At 71.2% G+C, this 24,197-nt stretch carries 21 protein-coding genes; 12 read left to right on the top strand and 9 right to left on the bottom strand.

Features of this window, described 5'->3' with window-relative positions; translation table 11 throughout:
- Positions 1-129: 129 nt before the first annotated feature.
- The 6 genes from QYS60_RS00915 to QYS60_RS00890 all read left to right on the top strand — a co-directional run bounded on the left by QYS60_RS00915 (position 130) and on the right by QYS60_RS00890 (position 6,588).
- Positions 130-885: a class I SAM-dependent methyltransferase gene (locus tag QYS60_RS00915; RefSeq protein ID WP_289380198.1), complete on the top strand. Its 756-nt coding sequence runs from the start codon at positions 130-132 to the stop codon at positions 883-885.
- Entirely contained in the window at positions 885-1,769 is an 885-nt protein-coding gene (locus QYS60_RS00910; RefSeq protein WP_289380170.1) for an ROK family protein, read from the top strand. The genes QYS60_RS00915 and QYS60_RS00910 overlap by 1 nt, the downstream gene beginning before the upstream one ends.
- A gap of 80 nt (positions 1,770-1,849) precedes the next feature.
- Positions 1,850-2,764, top strand: coding sequence for a dienelactone hydrolase family protein (locus QYS60_RS00905; RefSeq protein WP_289380168.1), 915 nt, complete (start codon positions 1,850-1,852; stop codon positions 2,762-2,764).
- Between the two features lie 70 nt (positions 2,765-2,834).
- Positions 2,835-3,974, top strand: coding sequence for a phosphotransferase family protein (locus tag QYS60_RS00900; protein WP_371382159.1), 1,140 nt, complete (start codon positions 2,835-2,837; stop codon positions 3,972-3,974).
- The gene (locus QYS60_RS00895; protein WP_371382158.1) at positions 3,971-5,110 is read left to right on the top strand and encodes a hypothetical protein; all 1,140 of its coding nucleotides are present in this window, start codon (positions 3,971-3,973) and stop codon (positions 5,108-5,110) included. Before QYS60_RS00900 ends, QYS60_RS00895 begins: the two co-directional genes overlap by 4 nt.
- Positions 5,111-5,139: 29 nt before the next feature.
- The gene (locus tag QYS60_RS00890; protein WP_371382157.1) at positions 5,140-6,588 is read left to right on the top strand and encodes an aldehyde dehydrogenase; all 1,449 of its coding nucleotides are present in this window, start codon (positions 5,140-5,142) and stop codon (positions 6,586-6,588) included.
- Between the two features lie 87 nt (positions 6,589-6,675).
- Here QYS60_RS00890 and epsC read toward each other — a convergent pair whose 3' ends face one another.
- Together epsC and cysK are read right to left on the bottom strand one after the other, a co-directional pair.
- A complete protein-coding gene (gene epsC, locus QYS60_RS00885; RefSeq protein ID WP_040784247.1) occupies positions 6,676-7,254 on the bottom strand; it encodes a serine O-acetyltransferase EpsC in 579 nt (192 codons plus the stop codon).
- A 7-nt stretch (positions 7,255-7,261) separates the two neighbouring features.
- Entirely contained in the window at positions 7,262-8,197 is a 936-nt protein-coding gene (gene cysK, locus QYS60_RS00880; protein WP_003939081.1) for a cysteine synthase A, read from the bottom strand.
- Between the two features lie 252 nt (positions 8,198-8,449).
- On the opposite strand from cysK, the gene QYS60_RS00875 reads away from it, so the two are divergent.
- Positions 8,450-8,926, top strand: coding sequence for a VOC family protein (locus tag QYS60_RS00875; protein ID WP_371382156.1), 477 nt, complete (start codon positions 8,450-8,452; stop codon positions 8,924-8,926).
- Between the two features lie 79 nt (positions 8,927-9,005).
- Here QYS60_RS00875 and QYS60_RS00870 read toward each other — a convergent pair whose 3' ends face one another.
- The 4 genes from QYS60_RS00870 to QYS60_RS00855 all read right to left on the bottom strand — a co-directional run bounded on the left by QYS60_RS00870 (position 9,006) and on the right by QYS60_RS00855 (position 13,486).
- Entirely contained in the window at positions 9,006-10,835 is a 1,830-nt protein-coding gene (locus QYS60_RS00870) for a phosphoenolpyruvate carboxykinase (GTP) (protein WP_003939079.1), read from the bottom strand.
- A gap of 278 nt (positions 10,836-11,113) precedes the next feature.
- On the bottom strand, positions 11,114-11,458 hold the full coding sequence (locus tag QYS60_RS00865; RefSeq protein WP_289382133.1) for a DUF6802 family protein: 345 nt from the start codon (positions 11,456-11,458) through the stop codon (positions 11,114-11,116).
- Positions 11,459-11,468: 10 nt separating this feature from the next.
- On the bottom strand, positions 11,469-12,908 hold the full coding sequence (locus QYS60_RS00860; RefSeq protein ID WP_371382155.1) for a hypothetical protein: 1,440 nt from the start codon (positions 12,906-12,908) through the stop codon (positions 11,469-11,471).
- Entirely contained in the window at positions 12,905-13,486 is a 582-nt protein-coding gene (locus QYS60_RS00855) for a hypothetical protein (protein WP_371382154.1), read from the bottom strand. Before QYS60_RS00855 ends, QYS60_RS00860 begins: the two co-directional genes overlap by 4 nt.
- 105 nt (positions 13,487-13,591) lie before the next feature.
- Here QYS60_RS00855 and trmB point away from each other — a divergent pair, with 105 nt between their 5' ends.
- The 3 genes from trmB to QYS60_RS00840 are packed head-to-tail and all read left to right on the top strand — an operon-like array spanning position 13,592 to position 18,168.
- Positions 13,592-14,374, top strand: coding sequence for a tRNA (guanosine(46)-N7)-methyltransferase TrmB (gene trmB / locus QYS60_RS00850; protein ID WP_193788867.1), 783 nt, complete (start codon positions 13,592-13,594; stop codon positions 14,372-14,374).
- The gene (locus QYS60_RS00845; RefSeq protein WP_289382127.1) at positions 14,371-15,063 is read left to right on the top strand and encodes an NYN domain-containing protein; all 693 of its coding nucleotides are present in this window, start codon (positions 14,371-14,373) and stop codon (positions 15,061-15,063) included. Before trmB ends, QYS60_RS00845 begins: the two co-directional genes overlap by 4 nt.
- 9 nt (positions 15,064-15,072) lie before the next feature.
- The gene (locus QYS60_RS00840) at positions 15,073-18,168 is read left to right on the top strand and encodes an MMPL family transporter (RefSeq protein ID WP_371382153.1); all 3,096 of its coding nucleotides are present in this window, start codon (positions 15,073-15,075) and stop codon (positions 18,166-18,168) included.
- Between the two features lie 9 nt (positions 18,169-18,177).
- On the opposite strand, the gene QYS60_RS00835 is transcribed toward QYS60_RS00840, so the two are convergent.
- A complete protein-coding gene (locus tag QYS60_RS00835) occupies positions 18,178-20,004 on the bottom strand; it encodes a DUF2339 domain-containing protein (RefSeq protein ID WP_371382152.1) in 1,827 nt (608 codons plus the stop codon).
- A gap of 314 nt (positions 20,005-20,318) precedes the next feature.
- On the opposite strand from QYS60_RS00835, the gene QYS60_RS00830 reads away from it, so the two are divergent.
- Together QYS60_RS00830 and QYS60_RS00825 are read left to right on the top strand one after the other, a co-directional pair.
- Positions 20,319-21,593 (top strand): MFS transporter, encoded by a 1,275-nt coding sequence (locus tag QYS60_RS00830; protein ID WP_371382151.1) that lies wholly within the window; start codon positions 20,319-20,321, stop codon positions 21,591-21,593.
- Positions 21,568-21,969: a hypothetical protein gene (locus QYS60_RS00825; RefSeq protein WP_371382150.1), complete on the top strand. Its 402-nt coding sequence runs from the start codon at positions 21,568-21,570 to the stop codon at positions 21,967-21,969. The genes QYS60_RS00830 and QYS60_RS00825 overlap by 26 nt, the downstream gene beginning before the upstream one ends.
- Positions 21,970-22,008: 39 nt before the next feature.
- On the opposite strand, the gene QYS60_RS00820 is transcribed toward QYS60_RS00825, so the two are convergent.
- Both QYS60_RS00820 and QYS60_RS00815 read right to left on the bottom strand, forming a co-directional pair.
- Positions 22,009-22,683: a DUF1707 domain-containing protein gene (locus QYS60_RS00820; RefSeq protein WP_371382149.1), complete on the bottom strand. Its 675-nt coding sequence runs from the start codon at positions 22,681-22,683 to the stop codon at positions 22,009-22,011.
- Positions 22,684-22,780: 97 nt separating this feature from the next.
- Positions 22,781-24,190 carry an FAD-binding oxidoreductase gene (locus QYS60_RS00815; protein ID WP_371382148.1) on the bottom strand — a complete coding sequence of 470 codons (1,410 nt, stop codon included), beginning with the start codon at positions 24,188-24,190 and terminating at the stop codon, positions 22,781-22,783.
- Positions 24,191-24,197 lie beyond the last annotated feature (7 nt).

Here is a 24,197-nt window from a genome sequence, read left to right as displayed (position 1 = left end):
GACGGTTGTATCCCGGAACACACTAACGGGTGCAGGGGCACCCGCGGTGGAGGGTTACCGGCGGGTAGTGCAGTGCGAGTGCCGCTATGGTTGCTCCTCGTGGTTGTTCCGACCCTGCCCGTCCCCCCGGTGGCCCGCACCTTCGCCCGGCGCGCCACCCTGCGCCGGTCCGTCGGACTGCTCGGCGACTTCCGGCACGAGCAGTCCGCACCCGAGCTGTTCTACGGCTCGCTCGCACGCGACACCGTCGACCTGATCGGTGATCTGTACGCGGGCCTGACCGGCCGGGACCTCACCGGCACGACCGTCGTCGACGTCGGCGGCGGACCGGGATACTTCGCGGAGGTGTTCGGCGCGGCGGGCGCCCGCTACGTGCCGGTCGAGCCGGATCCGTCGGAGATGCACGCGGCCGGCCTCGCCGTGGGCGGGTCGGTCCGCGGCTCGGGCCTCGCGCTGCCGCTGCGCACGGGGTCGGTGGACGTGTGCTTCTCGTCGAACGTCGCCGAGCACGTGGCGCAGCCGTGGGTGATGGCCGAGGAGATGCTGCGGGTGACACGGCCGGGTGGGTTGACGGTGCTGTCGTACACGCTGTGGTGGGGCCCCTTCGGCGGGCACGAGACCGGCCCGTGGCACGCGTTCGGCGGCGAGTACGCGGCCCGGCGGTACGCCCGCCGGCACGGCCGGGAACCGAAGAACCGGTACGGGGTCTCGTTGTTCGAGGTGGGCTGCCGCGACGGGCTGCAATGGGCGCGGTCGACGCCGCACGGGGAGCTGCTGGCCGCGTTCCCCCGGTACCACCCGCGCTGGGCGTGGTGGCTGGTCCGGGTCCCCGCGCTGCGGGAGTTCCTGGTCAGCAACCTGGTGCTCGTGCTGCGCCGGCGCTGATGGTCGCGCTCGCCCTCGACGTCGGCGGCACCAAGATGGCGGCCGCCCGCGTCCGCGCCGACGGCACGCTCGGCACACCACGGACGGTGCCGACGCCGGTGCACGGGGTGTGGGCGGCGTGCGCGCAGCTGCTGCGGCAGGCCGCCGCGGGGAGCGAGGTGACGGCCGTCGGGATCGCCAGTGCCGGACCGGTCGACGCCGGCGCCGGCTCGGTGGCGCCGATCAACATCGGCGAGTGGGCGCGCGGATTCGATCTGGCCGATGCCGTGCGCGGGCTGTTCCCGCGCTCCCGGGTGCGGCTCGCGGTCGACGGGGCCGCGGCCGCGCTGGCCGAGCACCGGCTCGGGGCGGGTCGGGGCGCCGCCGACCTCGTCGGCGTGGTGGTCTCCACCGGCATCGGCGGTGGCCTGGTGCTGGGCGGCCGGATCGCCGGGGGCCGGACCGGCAACGCGGGCCACATCGGGCACATGGTGTCGAGCTCGGGTACCGATCCGTGTGCGTGCGGGGGCGTCGGGTGCGTGGAGACCGTGGCGAGCGGGCCCGCCGCGGTGCGGTGGGCGCGGGCGCACGGCTGGTCCGGTGCCGACGGGACGGCGCTGGCCCGCGACGCGGGCGCGGGCGATCCTGTCGCGGTGGCCGCGCTGGAACGGGCGGGGACGGCCCTGGGGGAGGTGATCGCGTCGGCCGCGGCGCTGGTCGACGTGGACCTCGTGGTGGTCGGCGGGGGATTCGCCCAGGCCGGCGCGCCGCTGTGGCAGCCGATGCGCGCGGCTGCGTCCCGGCACGCGCGGCTGCCGTTCCTGTCCGGGCTGCGGCTCGTCCCGGCGCGGCTCGCCGCCACGGGAACCCTGGCCGGCGCCGGGTTCCTCGCCGTCGCGGACTGAGCTTCGGCGCGAATCGCCCGCGCCGCGGCCCCTTCTCGCGTCACAATACGAAGGTATTGCCCTCGGGGACGGGAGCGGCCATGACGCCTTTCCAGCGCTACATCGCCGAGGAGATCGCGGTGGATCACGCCGACGGTCTGCTCACCCGCCGCGAGGCGCTGCGCCGGCTGGGGCTGCTGGGGTTGAGCCTCACCGCGTCGTCCGCGCTGCTGGCGGCCTGTGCGACCGAGAACGATTCGTCTGCAACATCTTCCACCCCGTCCGGGGCCGCCCCCGCATCGCCGGACCGGCCGCCGCCGGGCACCGCGGAGGCCGTGGCGACGGAGCCGATCACGTTCGCCGGGCCGGAAGGACGAACGCTGCAGGGCGCATGGGCGCCTGCGGCGGACCCACGGGGCGCCGTGCTCGTGATCCACGAGAACAAGGGGCTCAACGACCACATCCGCTCGGTGGCCGGGCGCCTGGCCGGGGCCGGCTACTCGGCGCTCGCGATCGACCTCCTCTCCGAGGAGGGCGGCACGGCCGTGTTCACGGACCCGGCACAGGCCACGGCGGCGCTGAGCACCGTTCCGCCGCAACGGTTCTCCCAGGACATGCGGTCGGGCATCGACGAACTGACCCGGCGGGTACCCGATCGGGGCATCGGCGCCGTGGGATTCTGCTTCGGCGGCGGTATGACGTGGCTGCTGCTGACGACCGGCGACCCGCGCGTCGCGGCGGCCGTCCCGTTCTACGGACCGCTGCCCGACGCTGCCGACTTCGCCGGCTCCCGCGCCGCCGTCCTCGCGATCTACGCCGAACTCGACCAGCGGGTGAACGCCTCGCGGGACGCGGCGACCGCGGCGCTCGAGCGGGCGGGCCTCGCCCACGAGGTGGTCACCTACCCCGGCGCCGACCACGCCTTCTTCAACGACACCGGCCCCCGGTACAACGCGGACGCGGCCGCCCAGGCGTACGACCGGATGCTCGCCTGGTTCGGGACCCACCTGGCCTGACCCCTTCCGAAAACCTGTAACGTGTTCTAGTGTTCGAGGTCACAGTCCCCGGTGGCCGGAAGGAGAGCGCGTGAGCATCGACCCTGCCGCGTCGACGTCCGCCGGCCACGACGCCGAGGTCGCCCGGCCCAGCGACTCCCGGCGCGATCCCGAGCAGGTTCGGGAGAACCTGCGTTCGTGGCTCGCGACGAAGGTGACCGACCCGGTCGTCGAGAACGTGCACATCCCCGAGACCACCGGCATGTCCAGCGAGACGCTGCTGTTCGACGCCCGCTGGGACGGCGTCGACCGTCCGCTCGTCGCCCGCGTCGCCCCGGCCGAGACCGCCGTGCCCGTCTTCCCCACCTACGACCTCGAGGGCCAGGCCCGTGTCATGCGCGCCGTCGCCGAGCACTCCCGTGTGCCCGTCCCGGCTGTGCACTGGTACGAACCCGACCCCGCACCGCTCGGAGCCCCGTTCTTCGTCATGACCCGCGTCGCCGGTCGCGTACCGCCGGACGTGATGCCGTACAACTTCGGCTCCTGGGTCACCGAGGCCGGCGACGCCGAGCGCGCCGCCATGCAGGACGCCTGCGTCGAGGTGCTCGCCGGGGTCCACGGCGTCCCGCCGGCGAGCGCCGGGCTGGGACCGGCCGGCACCGTCGCCGACGCCGTCCGGGCGCACCTGGATCGTCAGCGCGCCTACTACGAATGGACCACCCGCACCGGCGGGCCCCGCTCCCCGCTCGTCGAGCGGGCGCTCACCTGGCTCGACACCCACCGTCCCGAAGACCGCTCCCCCGCGGTGCTGTGCTGGGGCGACGCGCGGATCGGCAACATCCTCTTCGACGGGTTCCGGCCCGTCGCGGTGCTCGACTGGGAACTGGCCACCCTGGGCGCCCGCGAGATGGACCTGGCCTGGATGACGTTCCTGCACCGGTTCTTCGAGGACATCGCCGTCGCCGCCGGGCTCCCGGGCCTGCCGGACTTCCTGCGTCTCGACGACGTGGCCCGCACGTACGTGCAGCGCACCGGTCACGTCCCCCGCGACCTGCACTTCTACACCGTCCACGCGGCGCTGCAGCACGCGATCATCATGCTGCGCATCCACACTCGCGCGGTGCACTTCGGGCACGCGGAACCACCCGACGACCCCGACGACGGGATCATGCACCGCGCCACCCTCGAGGCGATGCTCGACGGCACCGACCGGCAGGGGCCGGCGTCGTGAGCTCCCTCTCCCCGCTGGACGACTACCCCGTCCACCAGACGGCCGAACCGATCCGGCGCGTCGCGACGTCCGATCGCAACTTCTACGACCGGTACTACTTCAACTGCTACCCCGCCGACACCGCCGACCTGTTCCTGATCGTCGGCATGGGCCAGTACCCGAATCTCGGTGTGGCCGACGCTTTCGCGGTGCTGCGCCGCGGCGACGACCACCTCGTCGTCCGGGCGTCGAAGGCCCTCGGGACCGATCGGACCGACACGACCGTCGGACCGCTGCGCGTCGAGGTGCTCGAGGGACTGCAGCGGCTGCGGGTGGTCCTCGAGCCGGGTCACGCCGAGACCGCCGACCTCTCCTTCGATATCACCTTCGACGGCACCGTCCCGGCCACCGAGGAGACACCGCAGCGACTGCGCCAGCTCGAGCGCGTCGTCATGGACACGTCACGGTTCGTGCAGTCCGGCCGATGGTCGGGCACTCTCACGGTCGACGGGCAGACGCGGCAGGTGGATCCGCGGACGTGGCTCGGCAACCGCGACCGCTCGTGGGGCGTGCGCCCGGTCGGGGAACCGGAGCCGCCCGGACGCAAGGCACACGAGGGCACGCCCGGCTTCTTCTGGATCTATTCGGTGATGCAGTTCGAGAACGACACGCTCGTCACGATCGTGCAGGAGGACGACCAGGGTCGGCGTCTGGTCGAGGAGGCGATCCGGATCCGGTCCGGCGCCGAGCCCGAGTGGCTGGGCCGGCCGGAACACCGGCTGGTGTTCGCGCCGGGCACCCGCAACGTCACGGGGGCGGTACTGACATTCCACCGGCCCGGGTCGGAAGTCGTGACCGTCGACTGCGAACTGCTGGTGCCGAACCTGCTCGCCGTCGGTACCGGCTACGGGCTCGAGCAGGACTGGCGGCACGGCATGTGGCAGGGCGAGCTGGTGGTGCAGTCGCTGCGCCGCGACGTCCGCGAGATCGACCCGGCGTTGCTGCTGTTCTGCCCCACCGACCATCTCGCGCGGTTCCGGATCACCGGGTCGGACGCGGTCGGCACGGGGCTGTTCGAGGTCGCCGTGATCGGGCCGCACCGGCAGTACGGCTTCACCGGGTTCGTCGACACCCACCCCGCCCGGTCGGACAAGTGAGCAACCGAAGATCGTTGAGGAAAGGTGACATGACCGATTACGACAAGCTCTTCATCGGCGGACGCTGGGCCGCCCCTTCCACCGACGAGCGCCTCGAGGTGTTCTCCCCGGCCACCGAGGAACGCGTCGGTTCCGTGCCGGTCGCCGGACCGCAGGACATCGACGCCGCCGTCGCCGCTGCCCGTCGCGCCTTCGACGACGGGCCGTGGCCCCGAACCACGCCGTCCGAGCGGGCCCAGGTGCTCGCCAAGGCGGCCAAGCTGATCGAGGAACGCAGCGCCGACCTCGCGGCGTCGCTGTCCGCCGAGATGGGCCAGCCGCCGGCCTCGGTGCAGATGATGCAGGTGACGCCGTCGCTGGCGACGATCAACTACTATGCGGGCCTTGCCGATTCGTTTCCCTGGACGGAAGAGCGCACCGGCGCCTTCGGACGCTCCCGGGTGACGCGCGAACCCGTCGGCGTGGTCGCCGCCGTCATCGCGTGGAACGTGCCGCTGTTCCTGATGATCAACAAGCTCGGGCCGGCCCTGCTCGCCGGCTGCACCGTCGTGCTCAAGCCCGCGCCCGAGTCGCCACTGACCACCAACGCGGTCGCCGAGATCTTCGCCGAGGCGGGGCTGCCCGAGGGCGTGCTCTCCCTCGTCCCGGGCGGCGCCGAGACCGGCGAGTACCTCGTCTCGCACCCGGACCTCGACAAGATCACCTTCACCGGTTCGACCGCCGTCGGCAAGCACATCGGCGAGATCGCGGCCCGCAACCTCAAACGCTGCTCGCTCGAACTCGGCGGCAAGTCCGCCGCCATCGTCCTCGAGGACGCCGACCTCGACTCGACGATCGCGATGCTCGTGATGTCCGGTCTGATGAACACCGGGCAGGCCTGCGTCGGCCAGACCCGCATCCTCGCGCCGCGCTCGCGCTACGACGAGGTCGTCGAGAAGATGGTCGCGACCGCCGCGTTCTTCCCCGTCGGCGCCCCCGACGACCCATCCGCACAGCTCGGGCCCCTGATCTCCGCCAAGCAGCGCGACCGCGTCGAGAGCTACATCGCCAAGGGCAAGGAGGAGGGCGCGCGAGTGGTGCTCGGCGGTGGCCGGCCCGCCGGACTCGACAAGGGATACTTCGTCGAACCGACCATCTTCGCGGACGTCGACAACTCCATGACTATCGCGCGCGAGGAGATCTTCGGTCCCGTGCTGTGCGTGATCCCGTACGACAGCGTGGACGAGGCGGTGAAGATCGCCAACGACTCCGACTACGGCCTCGCCGGCTCCGTCTACACCACCGACGTCGCCAAGGGCCTCGAGGTGGCGTCGCGGGTACGCACCGGCACCTACGGCATCAACTGGTACGCCTTCGACCCGGGCTCGCCGTTCGGCGGCTACAAGAATTCCGGTATCGGACGGGAGAACGGCCCTGAGGGCGTCGAGGCGTTCTGCGAGACCAAGTCGGTGCTGTACCCGCCCGGCTACGGCGCCTGACCCCCTCTCCCGGGTCTGGGCCGAATGTCACATCGGGTCGATCCAGTCGACCCGATGTGACATTCGGCCGTCAGACGGCGATGGACGTCAGATGTACATCGCGGGATCGATGTAGCACGCCGGGTCGACGAGTTCCTCGTGCGACTTGCGCGGCCGGATCGTCGCCGGGATGCCGACGGCGATCGAGTCGGCGGGGACGTCGCGGGTGACGACCGCGTTCGCGCCGATCGCGACGTCGTCGCCGATCACCACCGGCCCGAGGACCTTCGCCCCCGCGCCGATGGTGACCCGGTTACCGATGGTCGGGTGCCGCTTCGTCCGTGCCAGCGACCGTCCGCCGAGCGTGACGCCGTGATAGATCATCACGTCTTCGCCGATCTCGGCGGTCTCTCCGATCACCACGCCCATGCCGTGGTCGACGAAGAATCGCCGGCCGATCGTCGCGCCGGGGTGGATCTCGATGCCCGTGAGGAAGCGGGTGAACTGCGCCAGGATGCGGGCCGGTCCCCGCAGCGCCGGCCGCGCCCACATCCGGTGTGCCAGCCTGTGCGACCAGATCGCGTGCAGGCCCGAGTACACGAGGGCGTTCTCCATGTCACCACGCGACGCCGGATCGTGGCCCCGGGCCGCCTGCAGGTCTTCCCGGAGGGTGCGCAGAACACTCACGATTCGTTCAGTCCCGGATGTGCTCGAACAGCGGAGTGGAGATGTACCGCTCGCCGAAGTCGCAGACCACGGCGACGATGAGCTTGCCCGCATTCTCCGGCCGCTTCGCCAGTTCCAGCGCCGCCCACACGATCGCACCGGACGAGATGCCGCCGAGGATGCCCTCCTGCGTGCCGAGATCCCGGCCCACGCGCACGGCGTCGTCGAACGAGACGTCGACGATCTCGTCGTAGACCGCCCGATCGAGCACGTCCGGCACGAAGTTCGCGCCGATGCCCTGGATCTTGTGCGGGCCCGGCTGCCCGCCGGTGAGGATCGGCGAATCGATGGGCTCGACGCCGACGATCTTCACCTCCGGCTTGTATTCCTTGAGCCTGCGGCCCGCTCCGGTGATGGTGCCGCCGGTGCCGATGCCGGCGACGAAGATGTCGACCTCCCCGCCGGTGTCCTTCCAGATCTCCTCACCGGTGGTGTTGTAGTGGATCTCCGGGTTCGCCGGGTTCGCGAACTGGCGGGCGAGGATCGCGTTCTCGGTCTTCGCGACGATCTCCTCCGCCTTCGACACCGCGCCGGCCATACCCTCGGAGCCGGGGGTCAGGACGATCTCGGCGCCGAACGCCCGCAGCATCACGCGCCGCTCGGTGGACATCGTCTCGGGCATCGTCAGGATGACCTTGTAGCCGCGTGCGGCACCGACCATCGCCAGTGCGATGCCGGTGTTGCCGCTGGTCCCCTCGACGATCGTCCCACCGGGACGCAGCTCGCCGGACTTCTCGGCCGCGTCGATGATCGCCACGCCGATCCGGTCCTTGACGCTGTTGGCCGGGTTGTAGAATTCGAGCTTCACCGCGACCTGGGCGTCGAGCCCCTCGGTCAGCCGGTTCAGCCGCACGATCGGGGTTCGCCCGACCAGCTCGGTGACATTGTTGTAGATACCGCTCATGGGCCCGATCCTCCTCCCGGTCGCAGTGCCGACCGGATTGGTTCCGTCGTCACCTATTGCATCATTCCGCCGGATGCCCGATTCACGTGGGGAGCCGACAACGGCCCTACCGCGAACCCCTCGCCGCAGAACTGACCGAATGTCACATTCCTTCGATCGAATCGAACCCGTGTGACATTCGGTCCGTGGCCCGGGACGAAGGATGTCGGAAACGTCCAATACTGCAGCTCGTGACGACGCCAGACTGGTCGCATGACGCATTCCGTGAAACCGATTCCCACCGGCTACACCGCCCTCACACCGTTCCTCGTCGTGGACGGTGCGGCCCGCGCCGTCGAGTTCTACCGCACGGTGTTCGGCGCCGAGGTCGTCGACCGCACCGACGGACCCGACGGCACGATCGCCCATGCCGAACTGGACTTCGGCAGCGGCCGGCTCCAGCTGAGCGACCCCGCGCCGGCCATGGGCCTGCGCGCCCCGGACGGGACGAACGCCGTCGACCATTCCTACGTGCTGTACTGCACCGACGTCGACGCGACGTTCGCCCGGGCCGTCGAGCAGGGGGCGCAGGTCTTCGAGGAACCGTCGACGTTCGTCACCGGGGACCGGTTCGGGACGATCCTCGATCCGTTCGGGCACCGGTGGGCGATCATGACGCGGGTCGAGGACGTCCCGCCCGAGGAGGCACGACGTCGCATCGACGAATGGCTCACGAGCCGGTCGTCCTGAACAGCCGGCACCCTTGAAACGCCGAATGTCACATCGGATCGATCCAAGCGATCCGATGTGACATTCGGTCGGTCAGGCGTCAGCCGAGGCGCTGCTTCAGGGCCTCGAACTCGTCACGGATGCCGGAGGGCACCTTCTCACCGAGGAACTCGAAGTACTCCTCGATCAGGGGCAGCTCTTCCTTCCACTCCGCCACGTCGACCTTCAGTGCCTCGTCGACGTCGTCGCGGTCGACGTCGAGGCCCTCCAGGTCGAGGTCCGCGGCCGACGGCACGAAGCCGATGGGTGTGGACTGGGCGCCGGCCCGGTGCTCGATGCGATCGACGATCCACTTGAGCACTCGGGAGTTCTCGCCGAAGCCCGGCCACAGGAAGCGGCCGTCGTCACCGCGACGGAACCAGTTCACGTAGAAGATCTTCGGCAGCTTGTCCGAGTCGGCGGACTTGCCGATGTTGATCCAATGGTTCAGGTAGTCGCCGGCGTTGTAGCCGATGAACGGCAGCATCGCCATGGGGTCACGACGGACGGTGCCGACCTTGCCCTCTGCGGCGGCGGTCTGCTCGGACGACAGCGTCGCACCGAGGAAGGTGCCGTGCTGCCAGTCGAGGGACTCGCTCACCAGCGGCACCGTCGTCTTGCGGCGACCGCCGAACAGGATCGCGGAGATCGGCACGCCCTGCGGATCGTCCCACTCGGGGGCGAGGATCGGGCACTGCGACATCGGGGTGCAGTACCGCGAGTTCGGGTGCGCGGCCGGGGTGCCGGACTCGGGAGTCCAGTCGTTGCCCTTCCAGTCCGTGAGGTGCTGCGGATCGCCCTCGAGCCCCTCCCACCACACGTCGCCGTCGTCGGTCAGCGCGACGTTGGTGTACAGCGTGTTGCCGGCCTCCATCGTCTTCATGGCGTTGGGGTTGGAGCCGTGGTTCGTGCCGGGCGCGACGCCGAAGAAGCCGTACTCGGGGTTGACCGCGTACAGCCGGCCGTCCTCACCGAACCGCATCCACGCGATGTCGTCGCCGAGGGTCTCGGCGCGCCAGCCCGGGATGGTCGGCTGGATCATCGCGAGGTTGGTCTTGCCGCAGGCGCTCGGGAACGCGGCCGCGATGTAGTAGGCCTTGTCCTCCGGCGAGATCAGCTTGAGGATCAGCATGTGCTCGGCGAGCCAGCCCTCGTCGTGCGCCATGGCCGACGCGATACGCAGCGAGTAGCACTTCTTGCCGAGGAGGGCGTTGCCGCCGTAGCCGGAGCCGTAGCTCCAGATCTCCCGGTCCTCCGGGAAGTGGGTGATGTACTTGGTGTCGTTGCACGGCCACGGCACGTCCTTCTGGCCGGGCTCGAGCGGTGCACCCACGGAGTGCAGGGCTTTGACGAAGGGCTTGTCGGTGCCCAGCTTCTCCAGGGCCGCGGTGCCCATGCGGGTCATGATCCGCATGGAGACGACGACGTACTCCGAGTCGGTGATCTCGACGCCGAGCTTCGGGTCGTCCGCGCCGAGCGGGCCCATGCAGAACGGCACCACGTAGAGGGTGCGTCCGCGCATGCTGCCGCGGTACAGCTCGGTCATGGTGGCCCGCATCTCGGCCGGGTCCATCCAGTTGTTGGTGGGTCCGGCATCGACCTCGTTGCGCGAGCAGATGAAGGTGCGCGACTCGACGCGCGCAACGTCCGACGGGTCGGAGTTACCCAGGAAGGAATTGGGCTTCTTCTCGTCGTCGAGGCGGGTGAAGGTCCCTGCCTCGACCAGCTGGGTGGTCAGCCGGTCCCATTCCTCGTCGGACCCGTCGGCCCAGACGACCCGGTCCGGCTGAGTGAGTTCGGCGACCTCCTGTACCCATGCGAGCAGCTCGGCGTGCTGGGTCGGGGGCGTGCCGTCGGTGCCGTTCAGACCGGGAATGGTCACTGAGGTCATCAAACTCTCCTGGGGTGCGCCGGAACCGGATCCCTCCCCCGACCTGCGACGAACCGTCCCAGGGACCAGCGGCGGACCCGGACTCCCCCTCTCGGCAGGGGTACCACCCGCTTCCTCCGTGGCCGAACGGACGAGGCGGGCGCCGGATGTCCTATTCATAGAGGTTAACGCCGGACTTCGGGGTGATGGCAATCGGGGCCGGTCGGAAATGTCACAGAAACGATTCAGAGGGGTGACAGCGTACCCGCCTCACGCCCTCTCGGCACAGGCGATTTGTCTCACTTTCCCCCGTCCAGGTGACCTTCGTCAATGCGGGTCCAGGACTCTGCCCCGTCGACGTCGCACCGGAACTGCCACACGCCGAACCGTCCGTCGTCGCCGAGTTCGGTGACCCGGTCGAACCAGCCGTCGGCGTCGGTGTCCGACGCGACGACGAGGGCCTCCGCGGTGGTGAACGTGACGGTCTCGGGCAGGCCGTCGCCGTCGACGTCCACGGGCGGGGGCAGCGCGCCCGGGCCGACCGGGTCGAGCAGGGCCGGGACCAGTCCCGGGACGAACGACGGACGTCCCGGGACGGGTGGACCGGGTTCCCCGTCGTCGATGTCGATCGAACCGTCCACCATCGTGCGCTCCTCACTCCCGTGCCACACCGTCGGATGCCGTCATCGCGTTGGACGCACCCGCCCGGCCGGCGGTTCCCGCCCGGGCGAGTACCGCGAGATCGCGCTCGCAGGCCGCCAGCTTCCCGGCCCGGTCCTCGGCGCGACGTCGCAGTTCGTCGTCGACGGCGGCGATGCGCTCCCGCGCGGCGGCGATCCGGGCGGCACGCGCGGTGGCGACGGCGGCCGCGAGCCGGGCCTCGGCGTCGACGAGCCGCTCGAGCGCGACGGCCTCGAGCTCGGCCCGCACGTCGACGAGTTCCTCGAGCGCCCACCGGCGCATCCGATCCCGATCGGCGAGCCGGCGCCGTATCCGCACCAGCCACCACGCGGCCGCCGCGCCGAGCAGCAGGCTCAGCGGTACCGTCGCCAGCTCGAGCCCGGGCACCAGGGACAGCGGGGACACCGCGACCCGTCCCAGTCCGGCCGCCGCCGAAGCACCGATCACCACGGTGAGGCGGTCCTCCACGGAACGTCGTGGGGACGGGGGCGCGAGACGCGGAGGCGCCATCGGCGGTCCGGCCGGTCGCTGTTCGATCGGATCGAGGCGGGCCAGCCGCGCGGTGACGACCGCGTCCACCCGGACGTACAGGCCGCGCACCGCGTCGTCGAGCAGATCCGGCACGAGCGCCGGATCCACCGACTCGAGTGCGTCGCGGACCTCGGCGGACGCCGCCCGGACGGCCGCCGCCACGGCCTGCGCGGTGTCGAGGCGGGCCCGTTGCAGCTCGGCTCGGAGACTGCCGTCGTCGGTGGGAGTGGACGCGCGCAGGCTCCATCGCGCCCGTTCGGCGCGCAGTGCCGCGGTGTCGTCGCCGGCGCGCAACTCGGCGGCCGCGCGGATCACGAGGTGGCGGGTCTCGGCGACGACGGCGGTGCGCAGGGCCCGATCCGTGTGCGGGCCCGCGACGAGCGCCGCCGTCAGGGCCTCGTGCAGGTCCACGATCCCGGATTCGAGTCGCAGCACCGCGCCCGCGTCGCCGCCGACCACGCGGGCGCGGGCGGCGAGCGACGTCCCGACGGGCAGCAGGGCCACCGGACCGAGCCAGGGCGCGTGCCGCTGCAGCAGCGCGACGTCCCTGTCGTGCACGTCCCGCCAGTCCGGGTGCGCGTCGATGCCGGTGAGGGCGCACACCACGCGGCCGGCGCCCCGCCCGGCGGACTCGAGGACGGCGAGTTCGGTCCGGCCGAGGTAGGCCGAGGCCTCGAACACCATGAGTACGACAGTCGCGGGACCGTCGCGGACGTACTCCGGGGCAGCGTCGAGCGCGGAGAGTTCGTCGACGAGGACTGCGCAACCGCAACCGTCGACCCCGGCCACCCGGACCCGCGGCGGGCCCGCCGGTGCGTGCAGCCGAGCCCATCCGTCCGGGTTCCAGCGGCGCACGACGTCGCCGACGTCGGCCGGGATCACCACTCCGACCCGAGGAGATCGTCGAGGACGGATTCGATGACGTCGCGGGCTCGCGGGCCGGCCGCGATGCCGGCCAGGTCGCGGGCGAGCGCAGCGGCGCGGCGGCGGCGCGCGGATCCGAGCCGGTCGGCCACCGCCGCCGGCGCCGACCCGGGCGCGAGGACCGGCCGTCGCACCTGCGCGGCGGCGTGGGCGAATGCGGCGTCGGCGTCGTCGAGTCCCTCGGTCCGATCGAGCACGACGACGAGTCGTTCGGCGTCGACGGTGAGGAGCGCCGCCAGATCGGCGGGGTGCGCCCGCGCGGCGAGGACGAGGAGGACGACGTCCGCGTCGAGGACCGGTTCGGGCCGGTCCGGCGAGTCGAGTTCCGCGGCCTCGACGCGCGCGACCGCCGCCTCGACGGCGGTGCGGAGGGTGGGACGGACGGCCCCGCCGCGACCGGCGATCTGCACCCGCAGCGGGGCGTCGTGCCGCTCCAGGGCGCGCTGGGCCTGTCGGCCGGCTCCGGCGTCGAACCGGCCGATGTCCTCGACGATCTGCCGCCACCGAGCGTGCGCGACCCCCGCATCCCCCACCATGACCACCCCCGTGTGTCGCCGCCGATTCTGACAGAGGGGGCGGGCGACGGCAGCGGCCCGGGGCGTCGGCACCCTGAGAAAACACTGTGGTCACTTCAGTCCCTCCTGCCACACACTCCGTCGATACGCGACAATGGTCGGGTGAACGACGCCGATCTGGACACGACCGAGACGCTGGAGCAGGGCCCGACCCGAGGAAACCGTCTGTACCCGCGGGTGACGAGTTTCCGCTCGCGGCGGGGTGCGCTGACGCTCCCGCAGCAGGAGTCGTGGGACCGCTGCTGGCCCGAGCTGGGCCGCGACGTCGGCGACGACCGGCTCGACATGGATGCCTGGTTCGGCCGCTCCGCACCGGTCGTGCTGGAGATCGGCTCCGGCACCGGAACCGCCGCGGTGACGATGGCCCGTGCCGAACCACACGTGAATCTCGTCGCCGTCGAGGTCTACAAGCCCGGTATCGCGCAGACCCTGCAGCAGATCGAGCGCACCTACGACACCGACACGCCGATCCGGAACCTGCGGATCCTGCGCGGCGACGCCGTCGAGGTACTCGAGCACATGGTGGCCCCCGAGTCGCTGACCGGAGTGCGGGTGTTCTTCCCCGACCCGTGGCCCAAGGCCCGCCACCACAAGCGCCGGCTCCTGCAGCCACCGACGTTCGCCCTGATCGCGAGCCGGCTGCAGCCGGGCGGCGTGCTGCACGTCGCGACCGACCACGCCGAGTACGCCGAAGCCATCGCCGAGGCGGGCAACGCCGAGCCGTTGCTGACGAGCCTCGACTGGGAGTCCCCCATCAGCCACGAACGACCCGTCACGAAGTTCGAGGACAAGGCGCAGCGGGTGGGCAGCAGCATCACGGAGCTCGTCTGGGGGAAGATCAGGGCATGAGCGTCCACGGAGAAGTGTCCGACGTGTCCGCGGCTCCCCCGGCGGACGGCACCGAGCGGCGCGAGCGGGTGCTGCTCGTGTGGGACGCGCCGAACCTGGACATGGGTCTCGGTGCCATCCTGGGTGGCCGGCCCACCGCCGCGTACCGGCCGCGGTTCGACGCGCTCGGACGGTGGCTGCTCAGCCGCACGGCCGAACTCTCACGCACCACGACGGCCACCCTCGAACCCGAGGCGACGGTGTTCACGAACATCGCCCCGGGCAGCGCCGACGTGGTCCGCCCGTGGGTCGAGGCGTTGCGCAACGTGGGTTTCGCGGTGTTCGCCAAGCCGAAGATCGACGAGGACAGCGACGTAGACTCCGACATGTTGCGGCACATCGCGCTGCGACGCAGTGAGGGTCTGGCGGGGGTGATGGTCGCCTCCGCCGACGGGCAGGCGTTCCGGGAACCGCTCGAGGAGATCGCCGCCACCGGCGTGGCGGTGCAGGTCCTCGGTTTCCGCGAGCACGCCAGCTGGGCGGTCACGTCCGAGGTGCTCGACTTCCTCGACCTCGAGGACATCCCGGGGGTGTTCCGCGAGCCGCTGCCACGCGTGAGCCTGGACTCGCTGCCCGACGAGGGCGCCTGGTTGCAGCCGTTCCGACCGCTGTCCGCCCTGCTCGTGGGCCGCAAGAGCGTGGCCGAATAGGAGAGTTTCGTGTTCGACCGCTGGGGAGAGCTCGTCCACCGTGCGCGCTTCACCGTCATCGCGGTGATGGTCGCCGGTCTGCTCGGGCTCGCCGGGTACGGCGCGGGCCTGAGCGATCATCTCAGTCAGAGCGGCTGGGACGATCCCGGCTCGGAGTCCGTCGCCGCGGCGAAGCTGGCCGACGGCACCTTCGGCCGGGACACGAACGGCGACGTCCTCGCGCTGTACACGGCGCCGGAGGGCAGGACGGTCGACGATCCGGAGTTCGCGGCGAAGGTCAAGGACAGCCTGAACTCGCTGGTCGCGGACCACTCCGATCAGATCCTGAAGATCAACGGCGCATACTGGCCGACGAACGGGGCCCCCGCGGTGCCCGCTCTCGCGGACGAGTCCCGGCAGCACGCGGTGGCGTCGATCGCCATCGCCGGCGACAACGACACCGAGCTGACCAACAACTTCCGCGACGTGAAGGACGAGTTCCTCATCGACGGGGTCGACGTGCAGCTCGCCGGCCTGCAACCGATCTCCGGCGCCCTCAACGACACGATGGCGCAGGACATCAAGCGCATGGAACTGCTCGCCATCCCGGCGGTCGGCATCCTGCTGTTCTTCGTCTTCGGCGGGGTGATCGCGGCCGCGATGCCGCTGATCACCGGCGGACTGACGGTCGTCGCCGCCAACGGCATCGTGCGGCTCATCACGAACTTCACCGAGGTGAACTCGTTCGTCGCCCCGGTGGTGTCGCTGATCGGCCTGGGTCTGGCGATCGACTACGGCCTGTTCATGGTGTCCCGGTTCCGGGAGGAACTCGCCGAGGGTTACGCCACACCCGCCGCGATCCGCCGCACGGTGATGACGGCGGGACGCACCGTGGTGTTCTCCGCGACGATGGTCGTCACCAGCCTCGGCGGCCTGCTGCTGTTCCCGCAGGGATTCCTCAAGTCCGTCGCCTACGGCGCGATCGCGACGGTGTCCCTCGCGGCGATCACCTCGATCACACTGCTGCCCGCCATGCTGGCCATCCTCGGCAAGAACATCGACAAGTGGGGCTGGTCCCGATTCGGGCAGATCCAGTCCAACGAACAGATCGAGAACAGCGTCTGGGGACGCATCACCCGCTGGGTGATGCGCAACCCGCTCAAGGTCACGATTCCCACCGTGATCGGCCTGCTGCTGCTCATCGTGCCGCTGACCGGCATCAAGTTCGGCGGCATCAACGAGACCTACCTGCCGCCCGACCACCCGACCCGGCTCGCTCAGGAGCAGTTCGACGAGTTGTTCCCCGGCCAGCGCGCCGAGCCGGTACGCATCGTCGTCCGCGGGGCCGAGGGGGGCGATCTCAACCAGATCATCCAGACGGCCAGCTCGGCGCCCGGCCTGGTGGAGAAGTTCTCCATCGAGGGCCCCGCTCGGGACGGCGTCCGCGTCGTCAAGGCCGGCCTCGAGGACCGCAACAACTCTGCGGAGACCATCGACTATCTGCACGCGGCGCAGTGGCCCGACGGCGTGGAGGTACTCGTCGGCGGGACACCGGCGATCGAGCAGGATTCGATCGCCGCCCTGATGAACACGCTGCCGTTGATGGTGACGGTGGTCGTGGTGCTCACGACCCTGCTGATGTTCCTGGCCTTCGGGTCACTGGTGCTGCCGATCAAGGCGGCACTGATGAGCGCACTGGGCCTGGGCTCCACCCTCGGCATCCTCACGTGGATCTTCATCGACGGCCACGGCGCCGGCGCCCTGAACTTCACCCCCGGCCCCATCATGTCGCCGGTACTCGTGCTCATCATCGCGATCATCTACGGCCTGTCCACCGACTACGAGGTGTTCCTGCTCTCCCGGATGGTCGAAGCCCGCTCGCAGGGGGCGAGCACCACCGAGTCCATCCGGATCGGCACGGCCCACACCGGCCGCATCATCACGGCCGCGGCGCTGATCCTGATCGTCGTGACCGGCGCCTTCGGCTTCTCGGAACTGGTGATGATGAAGTACATCGCCTACGGCATGATCGCGGCCCTGATCATCGACGCCACCGTCATCCGCATGCTGCTCGTGCCGGCGACGATGAAGCTGCTCGGCGACGACTGCTGGTGGGCACCGGCGTGGATGAAGCGCATCCAGGCCAGGATCGGGCTCGCCGAGCCGATCCTCGACAACGAGCTCATGCCGCAGGACGTGCCGGAGCTGATCACCGTCGGCATGTTCGGTCCGGCCACCGTCGCAGCCACCGGGTCGCATCGCCTGCCGACCGTCGCCGGCGTCGCCATGGACGATCCGATGACGCAGCCGCTGCCGAAGATCGCCCCACCCCGCTCGGCCGCCGAGCAGCGGCGCGTGCGCGACCTGCAGCCACCCGTCCGCCGGTCGGCGCCCCCTCGCCCACCACGCCCGGCGGAGCCGCCGGCACGGGCCCCGGAGGATCGGGACCGACCGCCCCGCCGCCCGACCGGTGCCGCCCCGGCCCAGGCACGGCCGCAGCAGCCGGCGGCGGCGAATCCGTCGGGCCGGATCCCGACGCCGCCGCGGCCGGCTCCCACCCCGGACAGTCCCCGCCCGCCGGCACCCGAACCCCAGCCACGCCCCGAGCGGGCGCAGGCCCCGCAACCGCAGGCCCCGCAACCGCAGGCACAGCATCCCCTGCCGCAGCGGCCCCGCCCGCAGCAGGTCCCGGACCCGCAGACGCCGCCCCCGACCCCGAGCGGCGAGCGGGGCGGGGTTCCCCCCACGGACAGCCGTCACCCTGCCACGCCCCCGTTGCCCCGCCGGCAACGCGGCGACGTGCCACCGCCGGTGACCCAGACCTACGTGCGCCCGCAGGCACAGCCGCAACGGCGCTCTTCCGGCGCACCGGCCCGGGACCCGCAGGCGATCGAGAACTGGCTCTCACAGCTGCGACGGGCCAACCCGCGGACGGCGGATCAGCCGGTCACCGACGATCGGGCGCAGCCGACACCCCCGGCGGAGGCCGGCGCCCCCACCGACGACGCCCCGGCGCAGCGGTCGCAGACCGACGAGCAGGATGCGCAGGGCGGCCGGCACGGAGGAGCCGAGAACAGCCAGTCGATCAGCGTGAGCGAACTGATCGCGCGGCAGCGTCGCGACTGACCGGCCGGATCAGTCCTCGTCGTGTCCAGGCTCCGCCGAGTCGGCTTCCCGACCGGCGAACGCCTTGGCGTAGCGGGTGCCGACCGCGAGCAGTAGCAGGCCCACGACGATGAAGGCGACGACCCGCCACACCCCTTCGAGGGCGGCGAGATCGAACAGGAAGAGCTTGGCCAGCGCGGCAGCGGTCAGCGACAGCCCCGCGGCCAGGGCGGCGTGTGCGTACTCGGTGCGCGCGAGACCGAGCGCCAGCATCGCGGTCGCCGCGATCATCCAGCAGATGGTCGCGGCGGCGTGCCCGGCGACGAACCCCGCATCCGCGCCCCCCAGGAGCACGCCGGCCGTGACGAGCGCCGTGGTCACCGCGTACAGCACCACGAGCGCCACCCCGCTCCACATCCACGGCACGCCCCGGTCCCGGACGAGATGCAGTCGTGTCGCCGTCCACGCGAACAGCAGCGTGACCGCGGCGAGCAGGACCGCCGTGACCAGCGTGGTCACGTCGAGGCGGTCCACCGCCTGCATCCGGTCGGTGAGATTCTCGATTTCGGCCCCGTCGTAGAACATCGCGCCGCCGAGCACCCAGAAGCCGAGGCCGGCGACGAACAGCAACCGCGAGCGCATCGATGCGGCCGCGCCTGCATAACCGGCGGCGACGGCAAGCAGTACCGTGGCGGCCGCATCGGGGCTCGCACCGGTGAGGCATGCGTGCAGCAGCGCGAACGCCGCCACCGCGGCGGACGCCACCCTCAGCGGGCGCGACCGGGGGCCGGCGAGCGCGAACAGCGCGAGGTACCCGGCGGCGGCCGTGGCTTCGAGTGCGACGGCCGGCCACCGGTCCAGCCGCAGACCGACCGTGAGCAGCGGCAGCGCCGCGACCGCCAGGCACACCGCGGCGACGACGTCGCCCGGGTCCCGGCGCAGCAGCAGCACCGCGGTGCCGGCGACGAAGACGGCCACCGCCACCGGGAATCCGACCAGCCAGGCCAGCTCGCCACGGTCGGCTAATTCGCCCCCGGCGATCGTCGCCAGCAGGACCGCGACGATCGGCACGACCCGCGCGAGATGCAGCAGCGCCCAGTTGCGCTGCCACTGGGCCGGGAAGCTCGCGACGAGCAACACCAGCAGGAAGCCGAGCAGCGGCAGCGGATCGCCCTCCGACAGGGCCGGGGCGAGCAGAGCGGCACCGAGTACGAGCAGCACGGCCAGGATCCGGTCCGACCAGCGCACCGCGAGCGCGATGCCCGCACCGGCGACGACGAGGGCAGCGGCCAGACCGGCGACGGCAGGCACCCACCGGTAGTACGCGGTCGCCGCGAAGAGCACCAGGTAGCCGCCCGCGAAACCGGTCGCGGCCAGGGCAGCACCGCCGATGCGTCCGCCCTCGCGTCGGTGCACCCGGATCCCCACGGCGACGAGCGCGACGGCCAGCACCGCACCGGAGACGACGCGGGGCACGGGACCGAAGATCCCGGCCTGCGCGGCGAGCACGAGCAGCATCACGACGCCGATGAGGGTGACCGCCACTCCCGCGACGGCGAGCACCCGGCTGATCACGCCGTCGCGCTGCCACCACGGCTCCCGCGCCGACGCCGGCGGCGGCGGGACGACGGGCGGGACCGGCCGTGGGGGTGGCGGCGGGGTCCGCGACACGGACGGCGCGGGGGCCGGCACCGGCACCGGGGCCGGGGCCGGGGTGACAGCGAGGCGGTCGAGCTGGGCCCGTAGGTGCGCGACGTGCGCGCCGACAGCGAGCAGGTGCTGTTCGAGCGCGTAGCACTCGCCGGACAGCTGGGCGACGAGCCGCGGATCGAGACCGGGCGGGGTCGGCGTACTCATCCCTTCATGGTCCGTGGCTCGGCGTCCGGGGGCATGAGTATCACTACCGCAAATGCGGGCTCGGTCCCCCGCGGTGGGGGCGGAGGTGACCACGCACCTCACCGGAAGATCGTGCAGGACGTGGCGCCTCCCTCTTGCGCCGTCCCCCACAGCCTCTCTACAGTTGCGCGCAATATACGTAACTTTAAGTAACACAAACATGCTGTCTCGATGGAGGTGCCGCGGTGCATACGTCACAGAGGAAAACGCGTGAGGAAGCGCTTCCGGACCGCCGATGGACGGCCCTCGGCGCACTGGCAACCTCTTGTCTCGCCGTGTTGCTGGTCCTGCTCGACAACACCGTCGTCGTCGTCGCACTACCGACGCTGGCCAACGAACTCGACACGAGCTTCCGGGGGCTGCAGTGGGTCGTCGATTCCTACACGCTGCCCTTCGCCGGATTCCTGCTCATGTTCGGCTACCTCGGCGACAGGTTCGGACGCCGCCGCATCCTGCTCGGCGGTCTCGCCGGCATCGCGGTGATGTCGTTCGTCGGGGCCGTCGCGGAGTCGGTCACGCAGGTGCTGATCGCGCGTGCCGGTATGGGAATCGCTGCCGCAGCGGTCTTCCCGGCCACCCTCGCCATCATCACCACGGAATTCCGCACTCGGCGGGCACGCGCACTGGGCATTGCGACGTGGACCGCGATGTCCGGGTTCGCCGTCGCCATCGGCCCCGTCGTCGGCGGTTGGTTGCTGAACCACTTCTCATGGCACTCGGCGTTCTGGACGAACGTCCCCATCGCCCTGGTGGTCGCTGCCGCGACGCTCGTCTTCGTACGTGAATCGGGTTCGGACACAACCGGACCGATCGACCTGCCCGGGATCGTGATCTCGATTGCCGGCGTGTTCCTGCTGGTGTGGAGCTTCATCGAAGCGCCTCGACACGGGTGGCTCTCACCACTGACTCTCGGCGGCATCGCCACTGCACTCGGCCTGCTCGCCGTCTTCACGTGGTGGGAGCTGCGCGCCACCTACCCCGTGCTCGACGTGCGTCTGTTCCGGATCCCCCGCTTCGCGTTCCCCGCCCTCGCACTCGCGGTGGCATATTTCGCGATGTTCGGCTTCCTGTTCATCGTCAGCCAGTACTTCCAGGCCGTCCTGCTGATGGACCCCCTCACGTTCGGTATCCACTCGCTGCCGTTCGCTCTGTCGGTCGGCGTCAGTGCCCCGGTCGCCACCTGGCTGGGCTATCGGTACGGCCATGCCGGAGTCGTCGTGGCCGGGATGGTGATCCTCGCCACCGGTCTCTACTGGGCCGGCCAGGCTACGGTGGCTACGACGTACTGGGAGATTCCGTTCGGCTCGATGATCCTTCATGGGCCTGGGTCTGGGCACCGTCACCGGACCGGTGACCGACTCGATCATGTCGTCTGTCCCGCCGTCGGAGGCCGGAGCCGGCTCCGCAGTCAACGACACCACCCGCGAGGTCGGTGGGGCGCTCGGTATTGCGGTGCTCGGCTCGGTGCTGTTCGGCAAATACCACGAGATCGTCTCCGAGAAGCTCGACTCGTACGGTCCCTTGGTGGGCAGCCTCGTCTCCGACCGTGAACGCGACCTCGTCACCAACTCGCCCGTCTCGGTCCTCGCCGTCTTGGCACGCACGGACCTGCCACCCATGATCACCGACCCGGACGATCCGAACAGCCTCGTCTACGTGATGCAGGACGCCGCGATGCAGGGCTGGAAGTACTCGGCGCTGCTCATGGTCGCCAGCGTCGTCGCCACCGCGATCGTGTTCGCCGTCTTCATGCCGTGGAGGCGGGGCCGCTCCCTCATCGACTCGGCGACCGGCCCCGACCAGGACTCACCGCACCCCTCGCTGTCCGATGTCCTTGCCGAACGTCGGGTGCAGAGCGGCAACCAGGACCCGCTGCCCGCTGCCGAACGGTCGCAACGGCGATTCGCCCCGCGATGCGCGCGATGACCGGAAGCCGATCCCAGGTCTCTCCCCGGATGCTGCTGCTCAGCCCAGCAGTTTGCGCAGGGTCGTCCCCAGCGGGTGTTTGACGTTGACGGAACCGAGGCGGACGGTCCCGTCGACGATCAGATGCAGCGGACCGAACGGGGGCCCGTTGCGCACCTTCGACTGGGCACTCGCGGCGACCGTGTCGAGACCGTTGATGTCGGCCGTGGCCTCGGCGGGGACGATCAGGGTGAGGGAGCTGAGATAGTCGTCGACCTGGATTCGCACGACCTGGGTGCGCATGACGGCCTCGGTGAAGTCGAGGGTCACCGAAGACAGCACAGTGTCGAGCCGCAGCACCGGTGGCACCTCCCACCGGCCCTTGCGGCTGAGGGTGGACATCCGGCCACGGATGGTGGGTACCTGCATGTGCGGGGGCGGCGCGGGATACACCGGGCCGGGCATCGGTGGGGCGGAATGCCCCGGACCGGGCACGGGTGGCGCCGGGACGGGACCGGGCTGGGCGGGGTGCGGCAGGTATTCGGGCCGCACCTGCACGCCCGGCAGGTCGACGAGCACGGCGTTCAGTTCTCCGCGGGTCTTCGCGGCCAGCGCGGTGTCCATGCGTTCGGTGAACTCCCCCAGCGACAGCATCCCCTGCCCGACCGCACGTTGCAGCAACGTTCCGACGTGTTCGCGCTCGGCGTCCGAGACACGCAGATCCCTCGACTCCATGATCGACAGGGTAGGCGTTGCCGCACCCGGGGTCATCAGGGTGAGCGCTGCCGCGAGTGCCGGACGATCGTGGAGTCGAGGAATCGTCACTGTCGGTTCAGATCGCCGATGCGGGCCAGCGCGCCGCGGACGCGAAGACCCCGGCGGGGTCGTAGGCCGCGCGGATCCGGGCGAGCCGCGCGCGCTGGGCCGGGGTCCACGCGCTCGCCACGCGGGCGGCGGGGACACCGTCCGCTGCGCCGGCGAAGTTCGTCAACGCACCCCCGGTGCCCCACGGCGCGAGTGCCTCGACGACGGCCTCGAGGGCACCGGGCACCGCGTCGGCGACGGCCGGCGCCAGCACTCCGACCGTGAAGAGGTTGAACGCGGCGTCGCGGCCCCCGACCGCGTTGGCGGTCTCCGGCGGCGCGCTCAGGGCTCCACCCATCGCGCGGAGCTCGGCGAGCATGATCGGCAGCGCCCCTGCAGGACCCGCGACGGCGAGCAGAGCGTCGAGGGCGGCGTCCGGGAGTTCCCGCAACAACAGGGAACGTTCCGTGGCGGGCATCGGATCGGTGGGGTCTGCGTGGATCGAGCCCAGCGCCGGGTACACGATCTCGGCGACGGTGTCGAGGATCGGGGTGGCCGCCGCCCGCATCGGTGCGAGCAGTGCTGTCCCGTCCTCGTGGTCGTCGACGTGCGCGTACCGCACATGCACGGCGGTGCGGCCGCGCAGCGGCTCGGGCAGTACGGGCAGGGGCGGGAAGTTGACGATCGCCAACGAGCTGGACACGGACATCGGCGCGGCGGAGATCCAGTCCCGCCAGCGGCGCAGCACGGCCGGTGCGTCGGCGATGTCGTAGAAGAGGCCGCCGCCGTCGAGGGTCTGGATGGGGAGCAGCTCGAAGGTCATCTGGGTGACGATCCCGAACGCCGCGCCGCCGCCGAGGAGCGCCCAGAACAGGTCGGGTTCCTCGTCGGGGGTGACCCGCCGCAGCTGTCCGTCGGCGGTGACGACCTCCATCCGCAGCACCCGGTCGGCGGCGAAGCCATGGGTGCGGGCGATCGGTCCGAGACCACCGCCGAGGGTGTACCCCACCACACCGACGTCGGGTGACGACCCGGCCAGCGGTGCCAGCCCGTGCGGGGCGGCGGCATCGAGCACCTGCCGCCAGCGGACCCCGGCCTCGACGGTGGCGGTGCGTTCGGCGCGGTTGATACTCACCCCGTCGAGGAGGGCGGTGTCGACCAGGATGCTGTTCTCCGGGGCGGGGGCGGCGCCGTGGCCGGTGGCCTGCACCGCGACGGTCAGTCCGCACTCGGCGGCGATCCGGACGGTGGTGGCGACGTCGGCAGCGCTCGAGGCGACCACCACCGCAGCGCTGCGGTGCACGGTGGCGACGTTGAAGCCGGTGGCGGACAGGCGGTAGCCCTCGTCCCCGGGGGCGTGTACCGCGCCGGCGACGGCGGCGCGGAGGCGGTCGGCGACGGACGTGGCGGCCAGGGTCTGGAACGACTGGTGGGACATGATGCTC

The sequence above is a fragment of the Rhodococcus sp. GXMU-t2271 genome, from assembly GCF_041414735.1.
Classification (GTDB): domain Bacteria; phylum Actinomycetota; class Actinomycetes; order Mycobacteriales; family Mycobacteriaceae; genus Rhodococcus; species Rhodococcus indonesiensis.
The sequence above is the reverse complement of the archived record's forward strand: the minus strand, read 5'-3'. Positions and strand labels throughout refer to the sequence as shown.